Source organism: Nonomuraea sp. NPDC026600 (assembly GCF_040638335.1).
In the GTDB taxonomy this organism is placed as follows: domain Bacteria; phylum Actinomycetota; class Actinomycetes; order Streptosporangiales; family Streptosporangiaceae; genus Nonomuraea.
Window position 1 is genome coordinate 59,131 of sequence record NZ_JBEZYD010000022.1, and the last position, 18,416, is coordinate 77,546.

Annotated in this window: 11 protein-coding genes; 5 read left to right on the top strand and 6 right to left on the bottom strand. The window is 70.1% G+C overall.

All coding sequences use genetic code 11. The features are described from left to right. Nucleotides 1–17: 17 nt before the first annotated feature. The 4 genes from AB0F17_RS38960 to AB0F17_RS38975 all read left to right on the top strand — a co-directional run bounded on the left by AB0F17_RS38960 (nucleotide 18) and on the right by AB0F17_RS38975 (nucleotide 11,521). Nucleotides 18–3,329 (top strand): LamG-like jellyroll fold domain-containing protein, encoded by a 3,312-nt coding sequence (locus tag AB0F17_RS38960; RefSeq protein ID WP_358033534.1) that lies wholly within the window; start codon nucleotides 18–20, stop codon nucleotides 3,327–3,329. A gap of 140 nt (nucleotides 3,330–3,469) precedes the next feature. Further along, nucleotides 3,470–9,610 (top strand): RHS repeat-associated core domain-containing protein, encoded by a 6,141-nt coding sequence (locus AB0F17_RS38965; protein WP_358033536.1) that lies wholly within the window; start codon nucleotides 3,470–3,472, stop codon nucleotides 9,608–9,610. A 144-nt stretch (nucleotides 9,611–9,754) separates the two neighbouring features. Next, nucleotides 9,755–10,516 carry an SDR family NAD(P)-dependent oxidoreductase gene (locus AB0F17_RS38970; protein ID WP_358033539.1) on the top strand — a complete coding sequence of 254 codons (762 nt, stop codon included), beginning with the start codon at nucleotides 9,755–9,757 and terminating at the stop codon, nucleotides 10,514–10,516. 213 nt (nucleotides 10,517–10,729) lie between these two features. Next, entirely contained in the window at nucleotides 10,730–11,521 is a 792-nt protein-coding gene (locus AB0F17_RS38975) for an alpha/beta fold hydrolase (protein ID WP_358033542.1), read from the top strand. Between the two features lie 3 nt (nucleotides 11,522–11,524). Here AB0F17_RS38975 and AB0F17_RS38980 read toward each other — a convergent pair whose 3' ends face one another. The 3 genes from AB0F17_RS38980 to mce all read right to left on the bottom strand — a co-directional run bounded on the left by AB0F17_RS38980 (nucleotide 11,525) and on the right by mce (nucleotide 14,666). Continuing rightward, nucleotides 11,525–12,610, bottom strand: coding sequence for an AI-2E family transporter (locus AB0F17_RS38980; protein ID WP_358033544.1), 1,086 nt, complete (start codon nucleotides 12,608–12,610; stop codon nucleotides 11,525–11,527). Between the two features lie 141 nt (nucleotides 12,611–12,751). Next, nucleotides 12,752–14,050 carry a DivIVA domain-containing protein gene (locus AB0F17_RS38985; RefSeq protein ID WP_358033547.1) on the bottom strand — a complete coding sequence of 433 codons (1,299 nt, stop codon included), beginning with the start codon at nucleotides 14,048–14,050 and terminating at the stop codon, nucleotides 12,752–12,754. A 166-nt stretch (nucleotides 14,051–14,216) separates the two neighbouring features. After that, nucleotides 14,217–14,666 carry a methylmalonyl-CoA epimerase gene (gene mce / locus AB0F17_RS38990; protein WP_358033550.1) on the bottom strand — a complete coding sequence of 150 codons (450 nt, stop codon included), beginning with the start codon at nucleotides 14,664–14,666 and terminating at the stop codon, nucleotides 14,217–14,219. An 84-nt stretch (nucleotides 14,667–14,750) separates the two neighbouring features. On the opposite strand from mce, the gene AB0F17_RS38995 reads away from it, so the two are divergent. Beyond that, nucleotides 14,751–15,935: an acetyl-CoA C-acetyltransferase gene (locus AB0F17_RS38995; RefSeq protein ID WP_358033552.1), complete on the top strand. Its 1,185-nt coding sequence runs from the start codon at nucleotides 14,751–14,753 to the stop codon at nucleotides 15,933–15,935. Between the two features lie 103 nt (nucleotides 15,936–16,038). Here the strand turns inward: AB0F17_RS38995 and AB0F17_RS39000 are convergent, their stop codons facing one another. The 3 genes from AB0F17_RS39000 to AB0F17_RS39010 form a co-directional block, all read right to left on the bottom strand. Next, complete coding sequence (locus AB0F17_RS39000) at nucleotides 16,039–16,191, bottom strand: hypothetical protein (RefSeq protein WP_214641675.1); 153 nt, start codon at nucleotides 16,189–16,191, stop codon at nucleotides 16,039–16,041. 151 nt (nucleotides 16,192–16,342) lie between these two features. Further along, a complete protein-coding gene (locus AB0F17_RS39005) occupies nucleotides 16,343–17,014 on the bottom strand; it encodes a DUF4230 domain-containing protein (protein WP_358033555.1) in 672 nt (223 codons plus the stop codon). Between the two features lie 28 nt (nucleotides 17,015–17,042). Continuing rightward, the gene (locus tag AB0F17_RS39010) at nucleotides 17,043–18,404 is read right to left on the bottom strand and encodes a hypothetical protein (RefSeq protein ID WP_358033558.1); all 1,362 of its coding nucleotides are present in this window, start codon (nucleotides 18,402–18,404) and stop codon (nucleotides 17,043–17,045) included. Nucleotides 18,405–18,416 lie beyond the last annotated feature (12 nt).

Consider the following 18,416-nt stretch of genomic DNA (forward strand, 5'->3'; position numbering starts at 1 on the left):
GGCAGCGGCGAGGGTGAATGCGCTTAGTTCGTGGGCTGGTCGTGGTGATGTTGGCAGGGGCGGTAGCGGCAGGGCCCCTTGATCATCTGGACGCCGTCGCCAGCGCGCGGCAGAAGAGTACGGACGCCGGCCTTCGACAGCAGAGCAAGAACACGGCACCGGGGGAGGAGCCCGCACTCGCTCTCGCCCGCCGCACCGGCCGGCCGGTCGAGGTGGAGGCGATGCGCACCGAGACGCGCCAGGTCTTCGCCAAGCCGGACGGCACCCTCGCCCTGGAGCAGTACGCCCGGCCGGTGCGGGTCCGCCAGGCGGGCACCTGGGTGACGGCGGACGCCACGCTCCGGTCGCAGCCCGACGGGTCGCTCGCCCCGGTCGCCACCGCGGTGGGACTCAGGTTCTCGGGCGGTGGGAACGCGCCGCTCGCCCGGATGAACCGCGGCGGCAAGACCCTGGAGCTCGCCTGGCCCGGGCAACTGCCGAAGCCGACGCTGAGCGGTGACACCGCGACCTACCCCGAGGTCCTGCCCGGCGTGGATCTCCAGGTGAAGGCGGACGTCGACGGCTTCTCACATCTTCTCGTGGTCAAGTCGCGGGCGGCGGCCGAGAACCCGGCCCTGGCCGAGCTGAGCTTCCCGATCAAGACCAGCGGGCTGTCGATGAAGTCCACCCAGGGCGGCAACCTCGAAGCGAACGACGCCAACGGCGGCACGATCTTCACCGCCTCACCGCCGATGATGTGGGACTCCTCCGGATCCTCGGCCGCGCGCACGATGGCCGCCGGGGAAGGCTCACCCGCGGACGCCCGGCACGAGGTGATGGGCCTCAAGCTGGTGGGCGAGAAGCTGGTGCTCAAGCCGCACCGGGGCATGATCGAGGACCCGGCGACCCGTTATCCCGTCTATCTCGACCCGTTCTTCTCGGCGGCTCGCGGCTCGTGGACGTCCGTCTGGAGCAACAACCCCACCTCCAACTTCCTGAACGCCAACGACGTCGCCAGGGCGGGACACGTCTCCGGGCAGACCAACCGGTCGTTCTTCCAGATGGCCACCGGCGCGACCATCCACGGCAAGCAGATCATCAAGGCGACGCTGCGTACGTACGAGACCTGGTCCTACTCGTGCACCAAGCGGCAGGTCGAGGCCTGGTCCACCGGCGCGATCAGCAAGACCACCACCTGGAAGGTCCAGCCGACGTGGAACAGGATCCTGTCCACGGTGAACGTGGCGAAGGGCTGGGGATCGGCCTGCCTGCCCGGCGGCGTGGAATTCGACGTCACGTCCATGGCGGTCGAGGCGGCCGCCAAGAAGTGGCCCACGATGACGATCGGGCTCAGGGCGACGAGCGAGACGGACAGCTACGGCTGGAAGAAGTTCAAGAACAACCCCAGCCTGGTGATCGAGTACAACTCGCTGCCGTCCGCGCCCGTCGCCGCCGACGCGTGGTCGGACCCGGGAGGCGGCTGCGTGTCCGGTGCCGCGCGGCCGGTCATCAGCGGCGCGGCGCCGAAGCTGTGGGCCAAGCTGCGTGACGTCGACAACTCGGTCAGGGGCCGGTTCGAGTGGTGGAACGCGGCCGACGTGAAGGTGGGCGAATTCGTCACCGGGCTGGCGAGCACGGGTAGCGCCTTCTACGCGCAGATCCCCGCGGGCGCCTACGCCGACGGCTCGCTGATCCGCTGGCGGGTCCGCGCCGAGGACGGCAAGGCCGACAGCGCGTGGGGCCCCTGGTGCGAGGCCACGGTCGACGCCTCCGCCCCCGGCAAGGAACCGGGCGTGACGTCGCCGCAGTACCCCGAGGGCGGCTGGAACGACGGCGTCGGCCGGACCGGCTCCTTCACCTTCACCGCCAACGGCGTCTCCGACGTCGTCACCTACGTCTACGGCCTCGACACCACCCCGAAGACGGAGGTCGCGGCCGACCAGTCGGGCGGGACGGCGACGATCCAGCTCACTCCGCGTCATGACGGCCCCAACGTGCTGTCGGTACGCAGCAAGGACCGCGCGGGACAGCAGGGCCCGATCCGCACCTACCTGTTCAACGTCAACGCGGGCACGGGCCCCGACGGCCACTGGACCCTGGACGAGGGCCAGGGCACCGTCGCCGCCGACCGTACGGGCGCCCACCACGCCACCCTGGCCGGCCAGGCCACCTGGACCACGGGCCGGACCGGGCTGGGGCTGCGCCTCGACGGGGCGAGCGGGCACGCGCTGACCAACGGCCCCGCCGTGTCCACCCAGCGCAACTTCACCGTCACCGCCTGGGCACGGCTGACCAGCACGAACGCCACCGCGACAGCGGTCAGCCAGGACGGCGCGCGGACCGGCGGCTTCGCCCTGCAGTACTCCAAGACCGACGACCGCTGGGCGCTGAGCCGCACGGTCGCGGACGCCGACGGGACGCAGAGCGTGCGCGCGCTGTCGGCGGCGGCGCCGAGGCTCGGTGAGTGGACCCACCTCACCGGCGTCTACGACTCGGCCGCCAAGGAGCTGTCCCTGTACGTCAACGGCCGGCTGGAGTCGACGGTCCCCTTCACCCAGTCGTGGGACGCGACCGGGTCGCTGGCGATCGGCCGGGGGAAGGTCAACGGGGCCGGGGCGGAGTTCTGGCCCGGTGACCTCGACGAGGTCCGCGTCTACGGCCGGGCGATGTTCGCCGACGAGGTCGCCGACCTGGTGAACAGCGCCGCGACGCTGGTCGGGCACTGGAAGCTGGACGAGGAGTCCGGCACGCTCGCCGCCGACTCCTCGGGCCGGGCCACCGCCGCGACGCTGGCCGGCGCCGCCACCTGGAGCGAAGGCTGGCTGGACGGCGCGCTCGCGCTCGACGGCGTCAACGGCCACGCACAGGCCGGCGCGCCCGCCGTCAACACCAAGGCCGGGTTCACCGTCGCCGTGTGGACCCAGCTCGACTACCTGCCCACCCGCGACGCCGCCGCCGTCTCCCAGTCCGGGACCAGGGCCAGCGGTTTCCAGCTCGGTTACGACAAGGAGCAGGGGCGGTGGGTCCTCGGCATGGCCGCCGCCGACACCGACACCGCCGCGCTGGTGCGCACGCGTTCCGACGCCGTACCCGCGCCGCTGGAATGGGCCCACGTGGCCGGCGTCTACGACCCGCTCGCGGGTGAGCTGCGGGTCTACGTCAACGGCCGCCTGTCCGACAGCACCATCACCGACCACGTGAGCGCGTGGAACGCCACCGGCCCGCTGCAGCTCGGCCGGGCCAAGACCGCGGGCGTCTTCGCCGGCTACTGGCCGGGGACCGTGGACGACGTCCGCACCTATGACGGTGTGCTGAACGCCGAGCAAATCTCCCAACTAGCCGCCCAGTAACCCCCCAAAGACCGGGAGAGGTCGGAAAAATGGATCAGCCGAGTGGGTTAGACCTGCCTGATTCGTACTGGAATCGTTTACAGCAACCACTGAAACGGTCGTCATGGCCCCGGCGGCTGGCGGCCACGCTGTCCGTCGTCATGGTCAGCACGCTGGTGTCCGCGCTGCCCGCGCAGGCCGCGGGCCGCTCCGCCCCGACCGTGCAGAAGGAGACCCCGGTACGCGGGCAGAAGGTCCCGGTGCTGCCCGCCCAGGCTGATCCGGCCCAGAAACAGGCGTGGAAGGCGCCACCAGGCATCACCTGGCCGAAGGCGCAGACGGTCGAGCTGACCGCGACCGGCGACGCGCAGGCCCAGACGCTGGGCGCCACCACCTTCCCGATCCGCCTGGCCACGCCCAAGGCGGGGACGAAGGCGGCCAAGGCGACCACCCCCGATCCCGCCCGCGTCGAGCTGCTGGACTCCGCCCAGACGCAGCGGGCCGGACTGCTCGGCCTCGCCCTGCGGGTGTCACCTGGGCAAGGACTGACGGCCAAGAGCGGGAAGACCCGCCTGGCGATCGACTACTCCGGCTTCCGTTACGCCTACGGCGGCGACTACGGCGCCCGGCTGCGGCTCGTCCGGCTGGACGAATGCGTCCTGACCGCCACCGCCACCGCGACCGGCTGCCCGCGGCCGGAGCCGGTGCCCGGCGACAACGACACGAAGGCGAGCACTCTGACCGCCGACGTGGACATGCCCGCGCTGTACGCGCTGGCGGCGGCGCCTTCCGGGTCGTCGGGCGACCATGGGGCCACCTCGCTCGCCCCTTCGGCCCAGTGGAGCGTCGGCGCCCAGTCGGGTGACTTCACCTGGGGTTACGAGCTGCGAGCGCCGCCCGCGCTGGGCGGCGACGAGCCGGACCTGTCGATCGACTACTCCTCCCAGAGCGTGGACGGCCGCACCGCCTCCACCAACAACCAGCCGTCCTGGGCGGGTGAGGGCTTCGAGCTGAACCCCAGCGGCTACGTCGAACGCCGTTACAAGCCCTGCATGATCGACGGCAAGAAGACCGGCGACCTGTGCTGGGACCAGGAGAACGCCACCCTGTCCCTCGGCAACTCGGCCGTCGAGCTGGTCAAGGACACCACCACCAAGCAGTGGCGCCCCAAGCGCGACGACGGCACCCGGATCGAATACCTCACCGGCGCCGTGAACGGCGACAACAACGGTGAATACTGGCGCGTCACGGCGGCCGACGGCACCCAGTTCACCTTCGGCCTGAACCGTCTGCCCGGCTGGGCCACCGGCAAGCCGGAGACGAAGTCGGTCCAGACGGTGCCGGTGTTCGGCAACAACAGCGGCGAGCCCTGCTACAACAGCACCCCGGCCAACGCCTGGTGCCAGCAGGCCTACCGGTGGAACCTCGACTACGCGGTGGACACCCACGGCAACGCCACCACCTACTGGTACGCGGTCGAGAACAACTACTACGGCCGCAACATGAAGCCCGAGCTGGGCACCCTGTACGCACGAAGCGGCTACCTCACCCGCATCGACTACGGCTACCTCCAGGGCGAGCTGTTCACCAAGGCGCCCGCGGCCCGCGTGGTCTTCGACGTGGCCGAGCGCTGCCTGCCCAGCGGAACGATCACCTGCGCCGCCGCCGAGCTCAAGAAGGAGACCGCGAGTAGCTGGCCGGACGTCCCGTTCGACCAGATCTGCGACTCCGGCGTGAAGTGCACCGACCGCCTGTCGCCGACGTTCTTCACGCGTAAGCGGCTGGCCAAGGTCACCACCCAGGTGCTCAACACCGACACCGCCAAGTGTGCGGGCGCGCAGTACTGCCCGGTGGACTCCTGGACGCTGACGCACCAGTTCCCCGCCACGGGTGACGGCCTCAGCCCGTCGCTGTGGCTGGCGTCGGTCCAGCAGAGCGGCCTGGTCGGCGGCACGATCACGCTGCCCAAGGTCACCTTCACCGGCGTCCAGCTCCCCAACAGGGTGGATGCCAACGAGGGCCGCGCCCCGCTCGTCAAGTGGCGCGTGCAGGCGGTGAACAACGAGAGCGGCGGCGAGCTGCGCGTCAACTACGCACCGGCCGACTGCAAGCCGGGCGACGTGCCGGCCGCCGACAAGAACAACCGGCGCTGCTTCCCGCAGCGCTGGGCCCCGGAGAACGAGGCCGAGGTCACCGACTGGTTCCACAAGTACGTGGTGACGCAGACGGTGGAGGCCGACCGGGTCGCCGGCTCGCCGAACGTGGTCACCGACTACGAGTATCTGGATGGCGGCGCCTGGCGCTACGCCGAGAACATCCTCGTCAAGCCCGAGCACCGGACGTGGTCGGACTGGCGCGGGTTCGGCCGGGTACGGGTGCGCGAGGGCGACGGCCAGGACACCAAGCGCACGCTCACGGAGTTCAGGTATTTCCGTGGCATGGACGGCGACAAGCAGGCCGACGGCTCCAAGCGTACGGCCGAGGTGGTGGACACCGAGGGCGTCAAGCTGGCCGACCTCGACCAGTTGTCCGGGTTCGAACGCGAGGAGATCCTCTACGACGGTGACGGCGGGTCCATCCTGACCGCGACCGCCGAGGAGCCGTGGTCGCTCAAGACCGCCGAGTCCACGCAGGGCGGCGTCACCAAGGCCGCGTACGCGGTCGAGCCCAAGTCCATGGTCACCCGCACCGCGTTGAGCGGCGGCAAGTGGCGGCGTACCGGCGAGGAGCGCGCGTACGACACCAAGGGCCTGCTCACTCAGGTGGACGAGAAGGGCGACCTGGCCAGCACCGACGACGACCAGTGCACCCGCTACACCTACGCCCGTGACGACACGGCCTGGCTGATCGACTACACCAGCAGGATCCAGAAGGTCGCCGCGGGCTGCGGCACCGGAGTGTCCAAGCTGGCCGCCGAGGAGGTGATCTCCGACCAGCGGGTCCAGTACGACAACAAGGCGTACGGCCAGGCCCCGAGCAAGGGCGACGTGACCGCGGTCCAGCTCGTCACCGGGGACGGCACGGCGAGCACCGACAGCACCCACACCTACGACACCTACGGCCGCGAGACCAGCGAGACCGACGCGGTCGGCACCAAGTCCGTCACCACCTACACCCCGGCCGCGGGCGCCCCCGCGACGGAGATCGTCGAGACCAACCAGCTCGGCCACGTCGACCGCACCCTGCTCGAACCGGCCTGGGGCGAGCCCGTCGCCGAGGTCGACGCGAACAACCGCCGCGTCGACATGGAGCACGACGCGATCGGCCGCCTGGTCAAGGTCTGGCAGCCCGACCGCAGCAAGACGGCGGGGCAGTCGCCCAGCACCGAGTACTCCTACCAGATGCGCAACGACGGCCCCAGCGTGGTCGCCACGAAGACGCTGCGCGCGGACGGCGCCTACACCACCAGCTACGAGCTGTACGACGGCCTGCTGCGCGAGCGCCAGACCCAGGAACCCGCGCCCCTCGACACCCAGACGCAGGACCCCGCGCTGCGTGAGGGCCGCACGATCACCGACACCATCTACAACTCGCTCGGCGAGACGGTCAAGTCCAACACCGGCTACTTCGCCACCGGGGCGCCCTCCACCGAGCTGCTCGCGGTGGCCGACGCCGACGTGCCCACCCAGGTCGTGTCGACCTTCGACGGCACCGGCGACGTCAGCGCCCAGGCCCTCAAGGCGAAGGGCGTGGAGAAGTTCCGGGTGTCCTCCACGCAGGAGGGCGACCGGATCCACGTGACGCCGCCGCCGGGCGGCACCGCGACGACCCGCATCGGCGACGCCGAGGACCGCCTCATCGAGCTGCGCCAGTACAAGGGCGCGACCCCGACCGGCGAGTACGAGTCCACCAAGTACGCCTACGACCACGCGGGACAGCTGTCCACGGTCACGGACCCGGCGGGCAACGTGTGGCGCCACCACTACGACCTGCGCGGGCGGGAGATCAAGACCGAGGACCCCGACAAGGGCGTCACCACGATGGCCTACAACGACGCCGACGAGCTGCTCAGCACCACGGACTCCCGCGGCAAGACCCTGTGGTACGTCTACGACGAGCTGGGCCGCAAGAAGGAGATGCGGGCGGACTCCGCGACCGGCACACTGCTGGCCGAGTGGAAGTACGACGCGCTGGCCAAGGGCCACCTGAACGCCAGCATCCGCTACGTGGGCGGGCAGGCGTACAAGGCGGAGATCAACGCCATCGACACCAGCTACCGCACGCTGCGCCAGACCGTCACCGTCCCCGAGCGGGAGGGCAAGCTGGCCGGCTCGTACCAGCTCAACACCCGCTACACGCTCGACGACCAGGTCCAGTCCGTCAGCTTCCCCGCGGGTGGCGGCCTGGCGGAGGAGTCGGTCGTCTACTCCTACGACGAGCTCAGCCAGCCGACCAAGGTCACCGGCCTGTCGTCGTACGTGACCGCGACCCGCTACTCCAAGCTGGGCGAGACCCTGCAGTACGAGCTGGGCGCCGGAGGCAAGAAGACCTGGCTCACCTACACCCACGACGAGTCCACCCGCAGGCTGACCAGGATGCGGCTGGACAGGGAGAGCGCCACCGCGGCCGACCTCGACCTCAACTACACCTACGACGCGGTGGGCAACATCACCAAGGTCGCCGAGCAGGCGAGCGGCCAGGACACGCAGTGCTTCAAGTATGACCATCTGCGCCGCATGACCTCGGCGTGGACGGCCACCGACGCCTGTGCCAGCGGCACTCCGCAGTCCGACAAGATCGGCGGCGTGGCCCCTTACGCGGTCAGCTACGCCTACGACGCCACCGGCAACCGGATCAAGGAGACCAAGCACGCCTGGGGCGGCGCGGCCGAATCCGTCCGTACCTCCACCTTCCCGGCGGCGGGCGCCAAGCAGCCGCACGCGCTGCAGGCCGTCGGGGCGGACGTGTTCGCCTACGACGAGGCCGGCAACACCACCAGGCGCAAGGTCGGCACCTCGGACCAGAGCCTGGTCTGGGACGCCGAGGGCAACCTGGAGTCGGTGACGGAGGCGGGCAAGAGCACCTCGTTCGTGTACGACGCGGACGGCGAGCGCCTGCTGCGCAAGACCACGACCGACGCCACGCTGTACGTCGACGACATGGAGCTGCGCTTCGACTTCGCCAAGGACGCGGTCGAGCAGACCCGCTACTACACCGTCAACGGCGAGGCCATCGCGGTCCGCACGCCGGACAACCAGGTCTACTTCCTGGCCAACGACCACCAGGGCACCGCGCAGGCCGCGGTGAACGCCGGGACCGCGGCGGTGGCCATCAGGAGGATGACGCCGTTCGGCGAGGACCGGGGATCGCCGCCACAGTGGTGGCCAGGACAACGCGGGTTCGTCGGCGGCGGGAACGACCCGACGACCGGGCTGGTCCACCTCGGCGCCCGTGAGTACGACCCCAAGAACGGCCGCTTCATGTCGGTCGACCCCATCATCGACGAGGAGGACCCGCAGCAGCTCAACGCCTATGCCTACGCCAACAACAGCCCCGTCAGCATGAGCGACCCCGACGGGCAGCTGTTCTGGATCGCCGTCGGCATCGCGGCCAGGATCGCGGCGCGGATCATCGCCAGGAAGCTGGCACAGGCGGCCGCCAGGCGGGCGGCACTGGCGGCGGCACGGGCGGCTGCCAGGCGCGCGGCCATCGCGGCGGCCAAGCGCCGGGCCGCGGCACTGGCCAGGAAGAAGGCCCTGGAGCTGGCCAAGAAGAAGGCCGCGGAGGCGGCCAAGAAGAAGGCACTGGCGGCGGCCAAGAAGAAGGCCGCCGAGAAGATAAGAAAGGCCGCGGCTGCTGCGGCGAAGCGACGGGCCGCGGCGGCGGCGAGAAGGGAAGCCAGGAGGAAGGCCGCTGAGGCGGCGGCGAAGAGACGGGCCGCGGCGGCGGCCAGGGGGCGCAACCACCGGGCGGGCCGGCTCCCCCGCGGGGTCCAGCAGGCGCGGCAGCGTCCAGCACACCGGCCGACCAGCCAGAGAGCGGTACAGCGGCAGTCGCCGCCCAGGGCGAGCCGGCAGCCGGCGCAGCCAAGGCCGAGCCAGGTCTACCGCAACGACGGCACGACGCAGCCGACCCAGTCCTACTCCGTCTACGGCAACGGCCGGATGTACCCCGAAGGGAGACCCCCGTCGCAGCTCCCGCAGCGCGCCGGCTCCGGGAGGGGGGAGAAACAACTCTGGAAGAACGAGGAGATCGAGCTGACCAAGAGGTCCGGCGCGATCGCCGAACTGGGCGCCCGAAGCCAGAAGATCCTGGACAACGTCGTCGACTCCATCGACACCCTCTTGGGCGGGCTGGGATAGCACTCCTTTCCTGCCGATGACCGATGACCGATGACCGAGGACCGATGACGGACCGGCGCGGGGCTCTCGTGGCCCCGCGCCGGTGGCGTTCCCTGGCCCTCTATCCCTAGAATCTTGTTCGGTTCCGATGCGAGGAGGCATCCCATGGGCGCGTTCGATCTCAGCGGTAAGCAGGCTCTGGTCACCGGGGCGTCGAAGGGGATCGGGCGGGCCATCGCGCTCGCGTACGCCGAGGCCGGGGCCGATGTGGCACTCGTCGCCCGCTCGGCTGATCCCCTGGCCGAGGTGGCCAAGGAGATCGAGGCGCTGGGCCGGCGCGCCGTCGTCCTGCCCGCCGACCTCACCGACCGCGACGCCGCCACGGGCGCCGTGGCGGCGGCGATCGACGGGCTCGGCCACCTCGACATCGTGGTCAACAACGCCGGCGGGTCGAATTTCCTCGTCGAGTTCAAGGATCTCCGGCTGTCCGGCTGGGACAAACTCCTCCGTCTCAACCTCGACTCGACCATGGCGGTCTGCCACGCGGTGGCACCCCACCTCCTGGACCGGGGCACCGGCTCGGTCATCAACGTGGCGTCGGGAGCGGCATTGGGAGCGCCTTTCCTGGCCCCTTACGCGGCGGCGAAGGCGGCGGTCGTGGCGTTGACCAAAACCCTGGCCGTGGAATGGGCGCGAGCCGGTGTACGGGTCAACGCTCTATGTCCCGGCTGGACCGCCACAGGTCTCAACCGCAACCTGTGGGAAGACGAAGCGTCGAACGCGGCGACGGTGTCCGGTGTCCCGATGCGCCGCTGGGGAACACCGGAGGAAATGGCCTATCCAGCGGTTTTCCTGGCTAGCCGGGCGTCGGCGTATATGACGGGTCAGGTGCTGTTCATAGACGGGGGCGCGACGGCCATCGGATAGGCCGGTAATGGTGAAGAACGCGCACGTCACGGTGCCCGGCCCGGGAGCCGGAGGAGCGTTTCCCTGGACAGGCCCCGGCCGGGTGTGGCGGGTGGGGCCGGCCACTGCCGGCCGTAAAAAAGACTGGTGTCACAGAAAGCGGTCAGCACAGGAGGCAATATCGGCATAAGCCGAGAAGTGATGAAAGGACAAAAGAGGTCTACCGTATCGTGCGTGCAGCTTTACACGAGATCATCCGGAACGGGACTCCCGGTCGTACTGCTTCACGCGTTTCCGCTCTCGTCGGCCATGTGGCTGGCGCAGCGAGAGGGGCTGGCCAGGTCGTGCCGCGTGATCACACCTGACCTGCGCGGCTTCGGTGGGTCGCGGCTGGGGGAGGAAGAGCCGTCGGTCGAGGTGATGGCCGACGACGTCGCCAGGATGCTCGACGGCGAGGGGATCGATCGCGCGGTCGTCGGCGGGCTGTCGATGGGCGGCTACGTGACGATGGCGTTCTGCCGCCGCCATCCCGACCGGCTGCTGGGCGTGATCCTCGCCGACACGAAGGCGAGCCCCGACCCTGAGCCCGCCCGCGAGAACAGGGAACGCATCGCCAAGGCGGTCCTGTCCGACGGCAGCGCGGTGCTCGTGTCGGAGGTGCTGCCCGCGCTGATCGGGCCCACCACCAAGGAGCGCAGGGCCATGGTGTTCGGGCGGGTCAAGGGGCTCGTGCAGTCGGCTCCGCCCGGTGCGGTGGCCTGGGCGCAGCGGGCCATGGCCGGACGGCCCGACTCCTTCGACACGCTGGCCGCGCTCAAGGTGCCGCTGCTCGTCGTGGTGGGGGAGGAGGACGAGCTGGCGACCGTGGCCGACGCGGAGGCGATGGCGCGAGCCGTACCCGACGGCCGGCTGGAGATCATTCCGAAGGCCGGTCACCTGACGGCGGTCGAGCAGCCGGAGGCGTTCAACGCGGCCGTGGCGGAGTTCCTCAACAGCGAACTCGGCGGCGCGGCACGACCTCGCTGATGGTCAGGCCTGTGCTTGGCGGGGGAGGACGAACTCTCGGATGATCAGCGCGATGGCGGCCGCGACCGGGATGGCCACCAGCGCGCCCACGATGCCGAGCAGCGCGCCGCCGAACAGGGCGGCGATCACCGTCACCGCCGGCGTCACGTCCACAGAGCGCTTCATGACGCGCGGGTAGATCAGGTAGTTCTCGACCTGCTGGTAGACCACGAAGAACACCGCGCACGCGAGTCCCACGGGCAGCGACTGGAGCAGCCCGACCCCCGTCACCAGCACCGCTCCGATGGTGGCGCCGACGAGCGGGATCAGGTCCGTGAGCGCGACCACCAGCGCCAGCGCCAGTGCGTACTTCACGCCCATGACCGACAGGAAGATCCAGGTCAGCACGCCCGCGATGACCGAGATGAGGACGTTGCCCGCGACATAGCCGCCGATGCCGTCGAGGATCTGCTCGCTGATCTCCCTGGTCCGCTCCCGCCGGGAGACCGGCACCAGCTTGAGCAGGTACGCCTTGATCGTGTGCAGGGAGCCGAGGAAGTAGAGCATGAGCACCAGCAGCGTCACCGTGGTGAACACGCCGTCGAGCACCACCAGCCCCGCCCCCACGACCCCACTGGCCAGCGAGGGCCCGAGCTGGCTGGTGACGAACGTGGCCACCTTCGGCAGGATCTGGTAGTCGGCGTCGAGCTGCCGGAGCGTCGGATGGTTGCTGAGCTCGGTCACATAACCGGGCACGGCCGCGATGAACTCGGTCAGTTGCTTGCTCACCGGCGGCACCACGGCCAGCCCGAACAGCACGAACGCCACGATGACCCCGGCGAACACGATCGAGATCGCCCCGCGCCTGGCCAGCCCGCGCCGTTGCAGCGCCTCCACGGCCGGGTTCAGCCCGACCGCCAGGAACATCGCCACCACGACCAGGACGATCACGCTCAGGGAGCGGACGACCATCTGCGCGAGCGCGATCGCGGTCAGCACGCCCAGGCCGCCGACCAGCCCGAACATGAACGGCCCACGGGAGAGCGGCGGCACGTACGGAGGTGGCTTGGCGACATCCTCCACAGCAGGGGATTCGGCTTCTGCGGACACGGGGGCTCCTGGAAGATCGCGACAAACCACGGCAGTTTTTGACATATGCCCTATGAGACGACAAAGAGAGCCTAGCGACCTCAAGGTCACCAGGCTCTCTTCAACCGTCAGCCAACCCCCGTGTAGTCGACTCCGCGGCGGCTACTCCTGCCACCACTCCGCGTCGTCTTCGCCCTTGGACTCGGCCTTGGCCGCGACCGGTGCGGGCTGGGCGGCCGGGGCGGGCTTGTCGTTGACCGGTGCGGCGATCGCCGGCTTCGGCGGGGCCGCCGCGACCGCGGGCTCGGGCTCCATGCCCGGCAGGGCGGCGCCACCGAGCAGCTGGCGCAGCTGCGCCAGGTGGCTGGTGATGCTGTCGCGCTGGCGGGTGAGCTCGTCGACCTGGCGCTGCATCGCACTGCGCGTGCGCTCGGCGTCGTTCTTCGCCTCGGTCACTATCGTGTCGGCGCTGGACTTGGCCTCGGAGACGATCGTCTCGGAGCTCTTGCGAGCGTTGGCGACCAGCTGCTTGGCGTGCAGGTCGGCCTCGCGCCTGGTCTGGTCGGCCTGCTGGGTGGCCTTCGTGGCCCTCGACTCGGCCGTGGCAGCGCGCTGCTCGGCCTCGGCGACCAGCTTCTGCGTGTTGGCCTGCGCGGTGGAGTGGCGCTCGGCCTCCTGGCGCTCGGCCTCCTCGCGGCGGGACGCCAGCTGGATCTCGAACTCCGCCTCGTCCTGCGCCCGCTTGGCCTCGGACTCCTCCAGCACCCGCTGAGCCTGCGCGCGCATCTCGTCGGCCTGCCGCTTCGCGGTGGTCAGCACCTCGTCGCGCTCGCGCTTGGTCGAGGCACGCAGCTGCGCCACCTCGCGCTCGGTCGTCGTGCGCAGCTTGGCGATCTCACGCTCGGCGTCGGCGCGCTTCTCCGCCACCTCGTGGTCGGCGGTGGCCCGCAGCTTGGCGACCTCGCGCTCGGTGGTGTTGGTCAGCTCATCGGCCAGACGGCGAGCGGTCGAGCGGGTCTCCTCCGCGTCGCGCTCGGCGCTGGTGCGCATCTCGTCGGTCTCGCGCGTCGCCTGCGCCCGCTTGTCGGCGGCCTCGGACTCGGCGGCGGCCCGTACATCGGCGGCCTCGACCTTGGCGGCGGCCTTGATCTCGTTGGCCTCGGACCGCGCGGCCTGGACGAGCTCGGTGGCCTGCTCTTCGGCGAGGCGCAACAGCTGCTCGATGCGGGCGCCGAGACCGGAGTAGGTCGGGCGCTCCTGCTCCTGCAACTGGCGCTGGGAGTCGGATAGATCGCGCTGCAGGGACGTCACCTGCTCGCGGGACTGGCGAATCTCACCGTCGAGCTGCTTCAGATGATCGTGAACCTGATGGCGGTCATAACCACGGAGCACGACGTCGAACTCGCGTGCTGGAGCATCCTCGAAGAAGTTGTTGAGCTGGGCGTCGATGTCGGACTGCATGGAGGCTCGATCCTGGGTTGTCGAGACGGCTACACGGGCCGGACGGGGGGTTCGGGACAGCCGAGCCAGGAGCCTGTGCCTCGCGGCAGGCGCCTTGTCCGGTGGAAAGCCAGCGTACTCCGCCGGTGCCGCCTGAGAAGCCCCGTCCGACTATCTGCGTGACTAGTTACATACGATCGGTTTTGACGTTTGCCGGAGCTCCGGCTGCCTGCACCAGCTCAGTGAGCATTCCTCCCACGTCCTTGGGGTGCGCAAACGCGATCTCCGACCCCATCGAGCCGTGTCGCGGGTGCTCATCGAGCAGCCGCACGCCCTTACCCGCCAACCGTTCCATCGCCGCAGCCACGTCCGGCACCCCGAACGCCACATGATGCACGCCCTCGCCGCGCTTGGCCAGGAACTTCCCCACCGGCGTGTCGGGAGACAGCGGCTCCAGCAACTGAATGTAGGAGCTCCCGCCCTCGCCGTCGGCGATGTGGAGCATGGCCTCCCGGACCCCTTGCTCCTCGTTCACCTCGCGTGCCACGACGGTCAACTCGAACGTGTCCGAGAATAGCGCGATCTTCGCCTCGAGGTCGTGACAGGCGATACCGATGTGGTCAATCCGCATGAACATGTGTGGCCTACCTCCATAGCGAGCGTGCACCTGCTCGTGGGTATGGTGTCAAAGAACCCCTCGCGCGCACAGGAGGCCGTCGCCATGTCTGGGTCCGTCATCGTAGCCGGAGCTCGTACGCCCATCGGCAGGCTGCTCGGCGCCCTGTCCGGGTTGCCCGCCGTGGAGCTCGGCGGCATCGCCATCAAGGCCGCCCTGGAACGCTCCGGGGTCGCGCCGGAGGCCGTCGAGTATGTGATCATGGGCCAGGTGCTCCAGGCGGGCGCGGGCCAGATCCCCTCCCGCCAGGCCGCGGTCAAGGCGGGCATCCCGATGACCGTCCCCTCGCTCACCATCAACAAGGTCTGCCTGTCGGGGCTCGACGCCATCGCCCTGGCCGACCAGCTCATCCGCGCGGGTGAGTTCGACATCGTGGTCGCGGGCGGCATGGAGTCGATGACGAACGCGCCGCACCTGCTGCCCGGCCTGCGCAAGGGGGTCAAGTACGGCGGCTCCGAGGTGATCGACTCGATGGCGCACGACGGGCTGTTCTGCGCGTTCGACCAGTGCGCGATGGGCGAGTCCACCGAGCGCTACAACGCCCGGCTGGGCATCAGCCGCGAGGAGCAGGACGCGATCTCCGCCCGCTCCCACCAGCTGGCCGCCGCGGCCACCAAGAACGGCGTCTTCGAGGACGAGATCGTGCCGGTGGAGCTCCCGCAGCGGCGCGGTGAGCCGGTGGTCGTCAAGGAGGACGAGGGCATCCGCGGCGACACCACCGTGGACACGCTGGCCCGGCTGCGGCCGGCGTTCGCCGCCGACGGCACGATCACGGCCGGTTCGGCCTCGCAGATCTCCGACGGCGCCTGCGCGGTGGTGGTGATGTCCAAGGCCAAGGCCGAGGAGCTGGGGCTGCCCTGGCTGGCGGAGATCGGCAGGCACGGCAACGTGGCCGGGCCCGACACCTCGCTGCAGTCGCAGCCGGCCAACGCCATCAAGCAGGCGCTGGCCAAGCAGGGTCTGAGCGTCGGCGACCTCGACCTGGTGGAGATCAACGAGGCGTTCGCCAGCGTGGTGTTCCAGTCGGCGAAGGAGCTGGGCGTGCCGCTCGACCAGGTCAACGTCAACGGCGGCGGCATCGCGCTCGGCCACCCGATCGGCGCCTCGGGCGCCCGCATCGTGCTCACGCTGGCCCACGAGCTCAGGCGCCGGGGCGGCGGCCTGGGCGCGGCGGGGCTGTGCGGCGGCGGCGGTCAGGGCGACGCGCTCATCATCCGCGTACCCGCGTAGGAAACGCCCGAGGGGTGAGAGCCGGGCTCTCACCCCTCGGGCGTCTAAGGAGGTAGGTGAGCCCGGCCGCGAGGGAGGTTGCGGCCGGGCTTTTTTGCGGTGGTCATGAGGAGAGGAACTTGGCGAACACCGAGCGGTGACGACGCTCGGCCTTCTGGCCCTTCTGTGCCTCGCGTACCCGGCGGTGCTGGGCCGCGGCCTCACGGAGCTCCTCCGCGTGGTTCTTCATGACGGCGTATTCGAGTTCGGCGTTCATCCGAGTGCTCCCGTGTTCTTTCGGTCCTCTTCCCTGGCACTTTCAAGATTGCTCCTAAGGCCCCTGCCGCCACATCGGGCGGATGCCCTATCTGTGGCATTAGGTCGATGTGCGGAGCTACCTAGGGCGCCGGTCGCAGGACCTAAGGCACCTAGGGCTGGTCGGCGAACTTCACCGTCACCTTGGTGAACCCGAGCGACTTGAGCATCCCCTCGAGCATGGCCTTGGTGTTGGTGTCGGCGCGGGCACGCAGGTCACTGGACGCCGCGGCTTCGGCGATCTTGGTCTCCGCCAGCACGTACAGCTCCCGCTGGTCGTTCGGAGACGACGACAGGAAGCCCTGCACGCGGTCCAGGAGCCCGCGCTGCTGCGCGAAGACGTAGGAACGCCGGTTGTCGAGGTTCGGCTTCTCCAGTTGCGCGCGGGGCAGGCGGATCGTGACCTCCGTACGGTCCTTCGAGACCGTCACGCCGTTGGCCCCCAAGGCGGAGAAGTCGAGGTAGGCGTCCACGTTGCCCGCCCCCACGAACAGCGTGCGGGTGCCCTTGACCGCGTCGGGCAGGAAGCGGGCGTCCTTCTCCAGGTCGACCACCACTTGGAAGTTGCCGGTGGCCGCCTCGAACCGGCTCAAGTCCTTGATGGACTGCAGCAGCACCGGCTGGCTGCGGTCGATGGTCTGCTCGCCGAACGGGTTGAGCCAGGTCCAGGCCAGCCGGCCGCCGACCACGAGCAGAACCGCCACGACCAGGAAACCGGCCAGATATCGCCACCTGCGGCGCCGCCGCGGGGTGACCGCGGGGGGCGCCGTATGGGAAGTCGTCATGCGAGTGTGACTACCCGACCATGGATCATCATTGCCAGCTTTTTGGTGACATCTCCGATCCCCAGTCGGAAGAGCGCTCTTCGTCGCTGGGATTCGGATAGACCGGATAGACCTGTGGCGAGCCGGTCGAGGCCGCCACCGGGGCCGCCGCCGCCCCCGCCGGCCCGCCGCCGAAGTGGGTGCTCGACAGCTTGCACGCCTGGAAATCGCTGAAGAACATGCGCAGCCACTCGCGCCGCTGATGCTCGCTCAACCCGGAGAACCAGGCCGCCGCGTACTGGTGCTCCGGCAGCGGCCCGCCCGGCAGCGGCTCGCCGCGCAGCCAGGCCACCACGATCTCGCGGTAACCGCCGCCGGGCGTGTCGGCGCATTGGGCGGCCAGCGACTCGACGTACTCGTAGACGGCCTCGTCGGCGAAGCCCGCCGACAGGTCGGGCACATGGATCTGCGCGAGTCCGGTGGACGGCTGCAAGGGTTGTTCCAGTGGCCGCTGTTCGACCCGGGTGAACGCGGCAGGCGTGCCCGCCAGGCGCGAGGCGATCTGGGTGAAGGCCGCGCCGAGCTCGGCCAGGCCCGCGCGCATGCCCGGATGCAGGCAGACCGTGATCGGCCAGTCCTGGCAGCTGTAGGCGATCTCCTGGGCGGCGGCGGGCTTGGTCTCGGCCAGCAGCCGCGCCACCCCCGTGCCCGCCGCGAGCACGGACAGCAGCGCGCACGCCAGCACCAGGGCCTGCCTGGTCACCACCGCCGCCCAGCCGAGCAGCAGCGCTGCCGTGATGCCCAGCAGCCAGATCGTCTGGTCGAGGAACGCCGCGCCGCCGAGCCCCTGGAACAGGTCGTACGGCTCGCCCGTGCCGGGCGCCAGCTTGTCGGCCCAGCCGTTGCCGCCGGCCAGCCAGGTGAACAGGCCATAGCAGCCCAGCCCGGCGAGCGGCGGCGTGTAGACCCTGGGCAGCAGCCAGCCCGCGATCCAGCCGATCACCGAGTAGAGCGCCAGCCCGGCCATGCCCACCCCGAGCCCGGCCAGGCTCAGCCGTCCCGACTGCTCGGTGAGCACCGTCTTGATCGCCAGGACCAGCACGGTCGCGCCGAACGAGCCCAGCACCACCACGACGATCGCCAGCGGCGCCTTCAGCGCCCGCCAGGTCGTCAGTGGGCGGCCGCGCAGCGCTCTGCGCTTGCGCATCGCCACCCACGCGGCGAAGGCGGCGGCCACGGGCCCGGTCAGCCGGAGCGAACCGATGACCGCGGCCACGATATTTTCCCACGCGTCCACGCCAGGTATCAGGACGCTCCACGCCGCGACCAAGCCGAGAGCAAGGAGCACGGCGACCGTTACGGCCGCGCTCTGCTTCAACTCTTCACGTGAAACGCCCGCGTGCTCACGCACCCGTTTTTCCAT

Coding starts and splice junctions, on each gene's coding strand:
- AB0F17_RS38960 (WP_358033534.1), top strand. CDS start 18: ATGCGCTTAGTTCGTGGGCTGGTCGTGGTGATGTTGGCAGGGGCGGTA.
- AB0F17_RS38965 (WP_358033536.1), top strand. CDS start 3,470: ATGGTCAGCACGCTGGTGTCCGCGCTGCCCGCGCAGGCCGCGGGCCGC.
- AB0F17_RS38970 (WP_358033539.1), top strand. CDS start 9,755: ATGGGCGCGTTCGATCTCAGCGGTAAGCAGGCTCTGGTCACCGGGGCG.
- AB0F17_RS38985 (WP_358033547.1), bottom strand. CDS start 14,050: ATGCAGTCCGACATCGACGCCCAGCTCAACAACTTCTTCGAGGATGCT.
- mce (WP_358033550.1), bottom strand. CDS start 14,666: ATGTTCATGCGGATTGACCACATCGGTATCGCCTGTCACGACCTCGAG.
- AB0F17_RS38995 (WP_358033552.1), top strand. CDS start 14,751: ATGTCTGGGTCCGTCATCGTAGCCGGAGCTCGTACGCCCATCGGCAGG.
- AB0F17_RS39000 (WP_214641675.1), bottom strand. CDS start 16,191: ATGAACGCCGAACTCGAATACGCCGTCATGAAGAACCACGCGGAGGAG.
- AB0F17_RS39005 (WP_358033555.1), bottom strand. CDS start 17,014: ATGACGACTTCCCATACGGCGCCCCCCGCGGTCACCCCGCGGCGGCGC.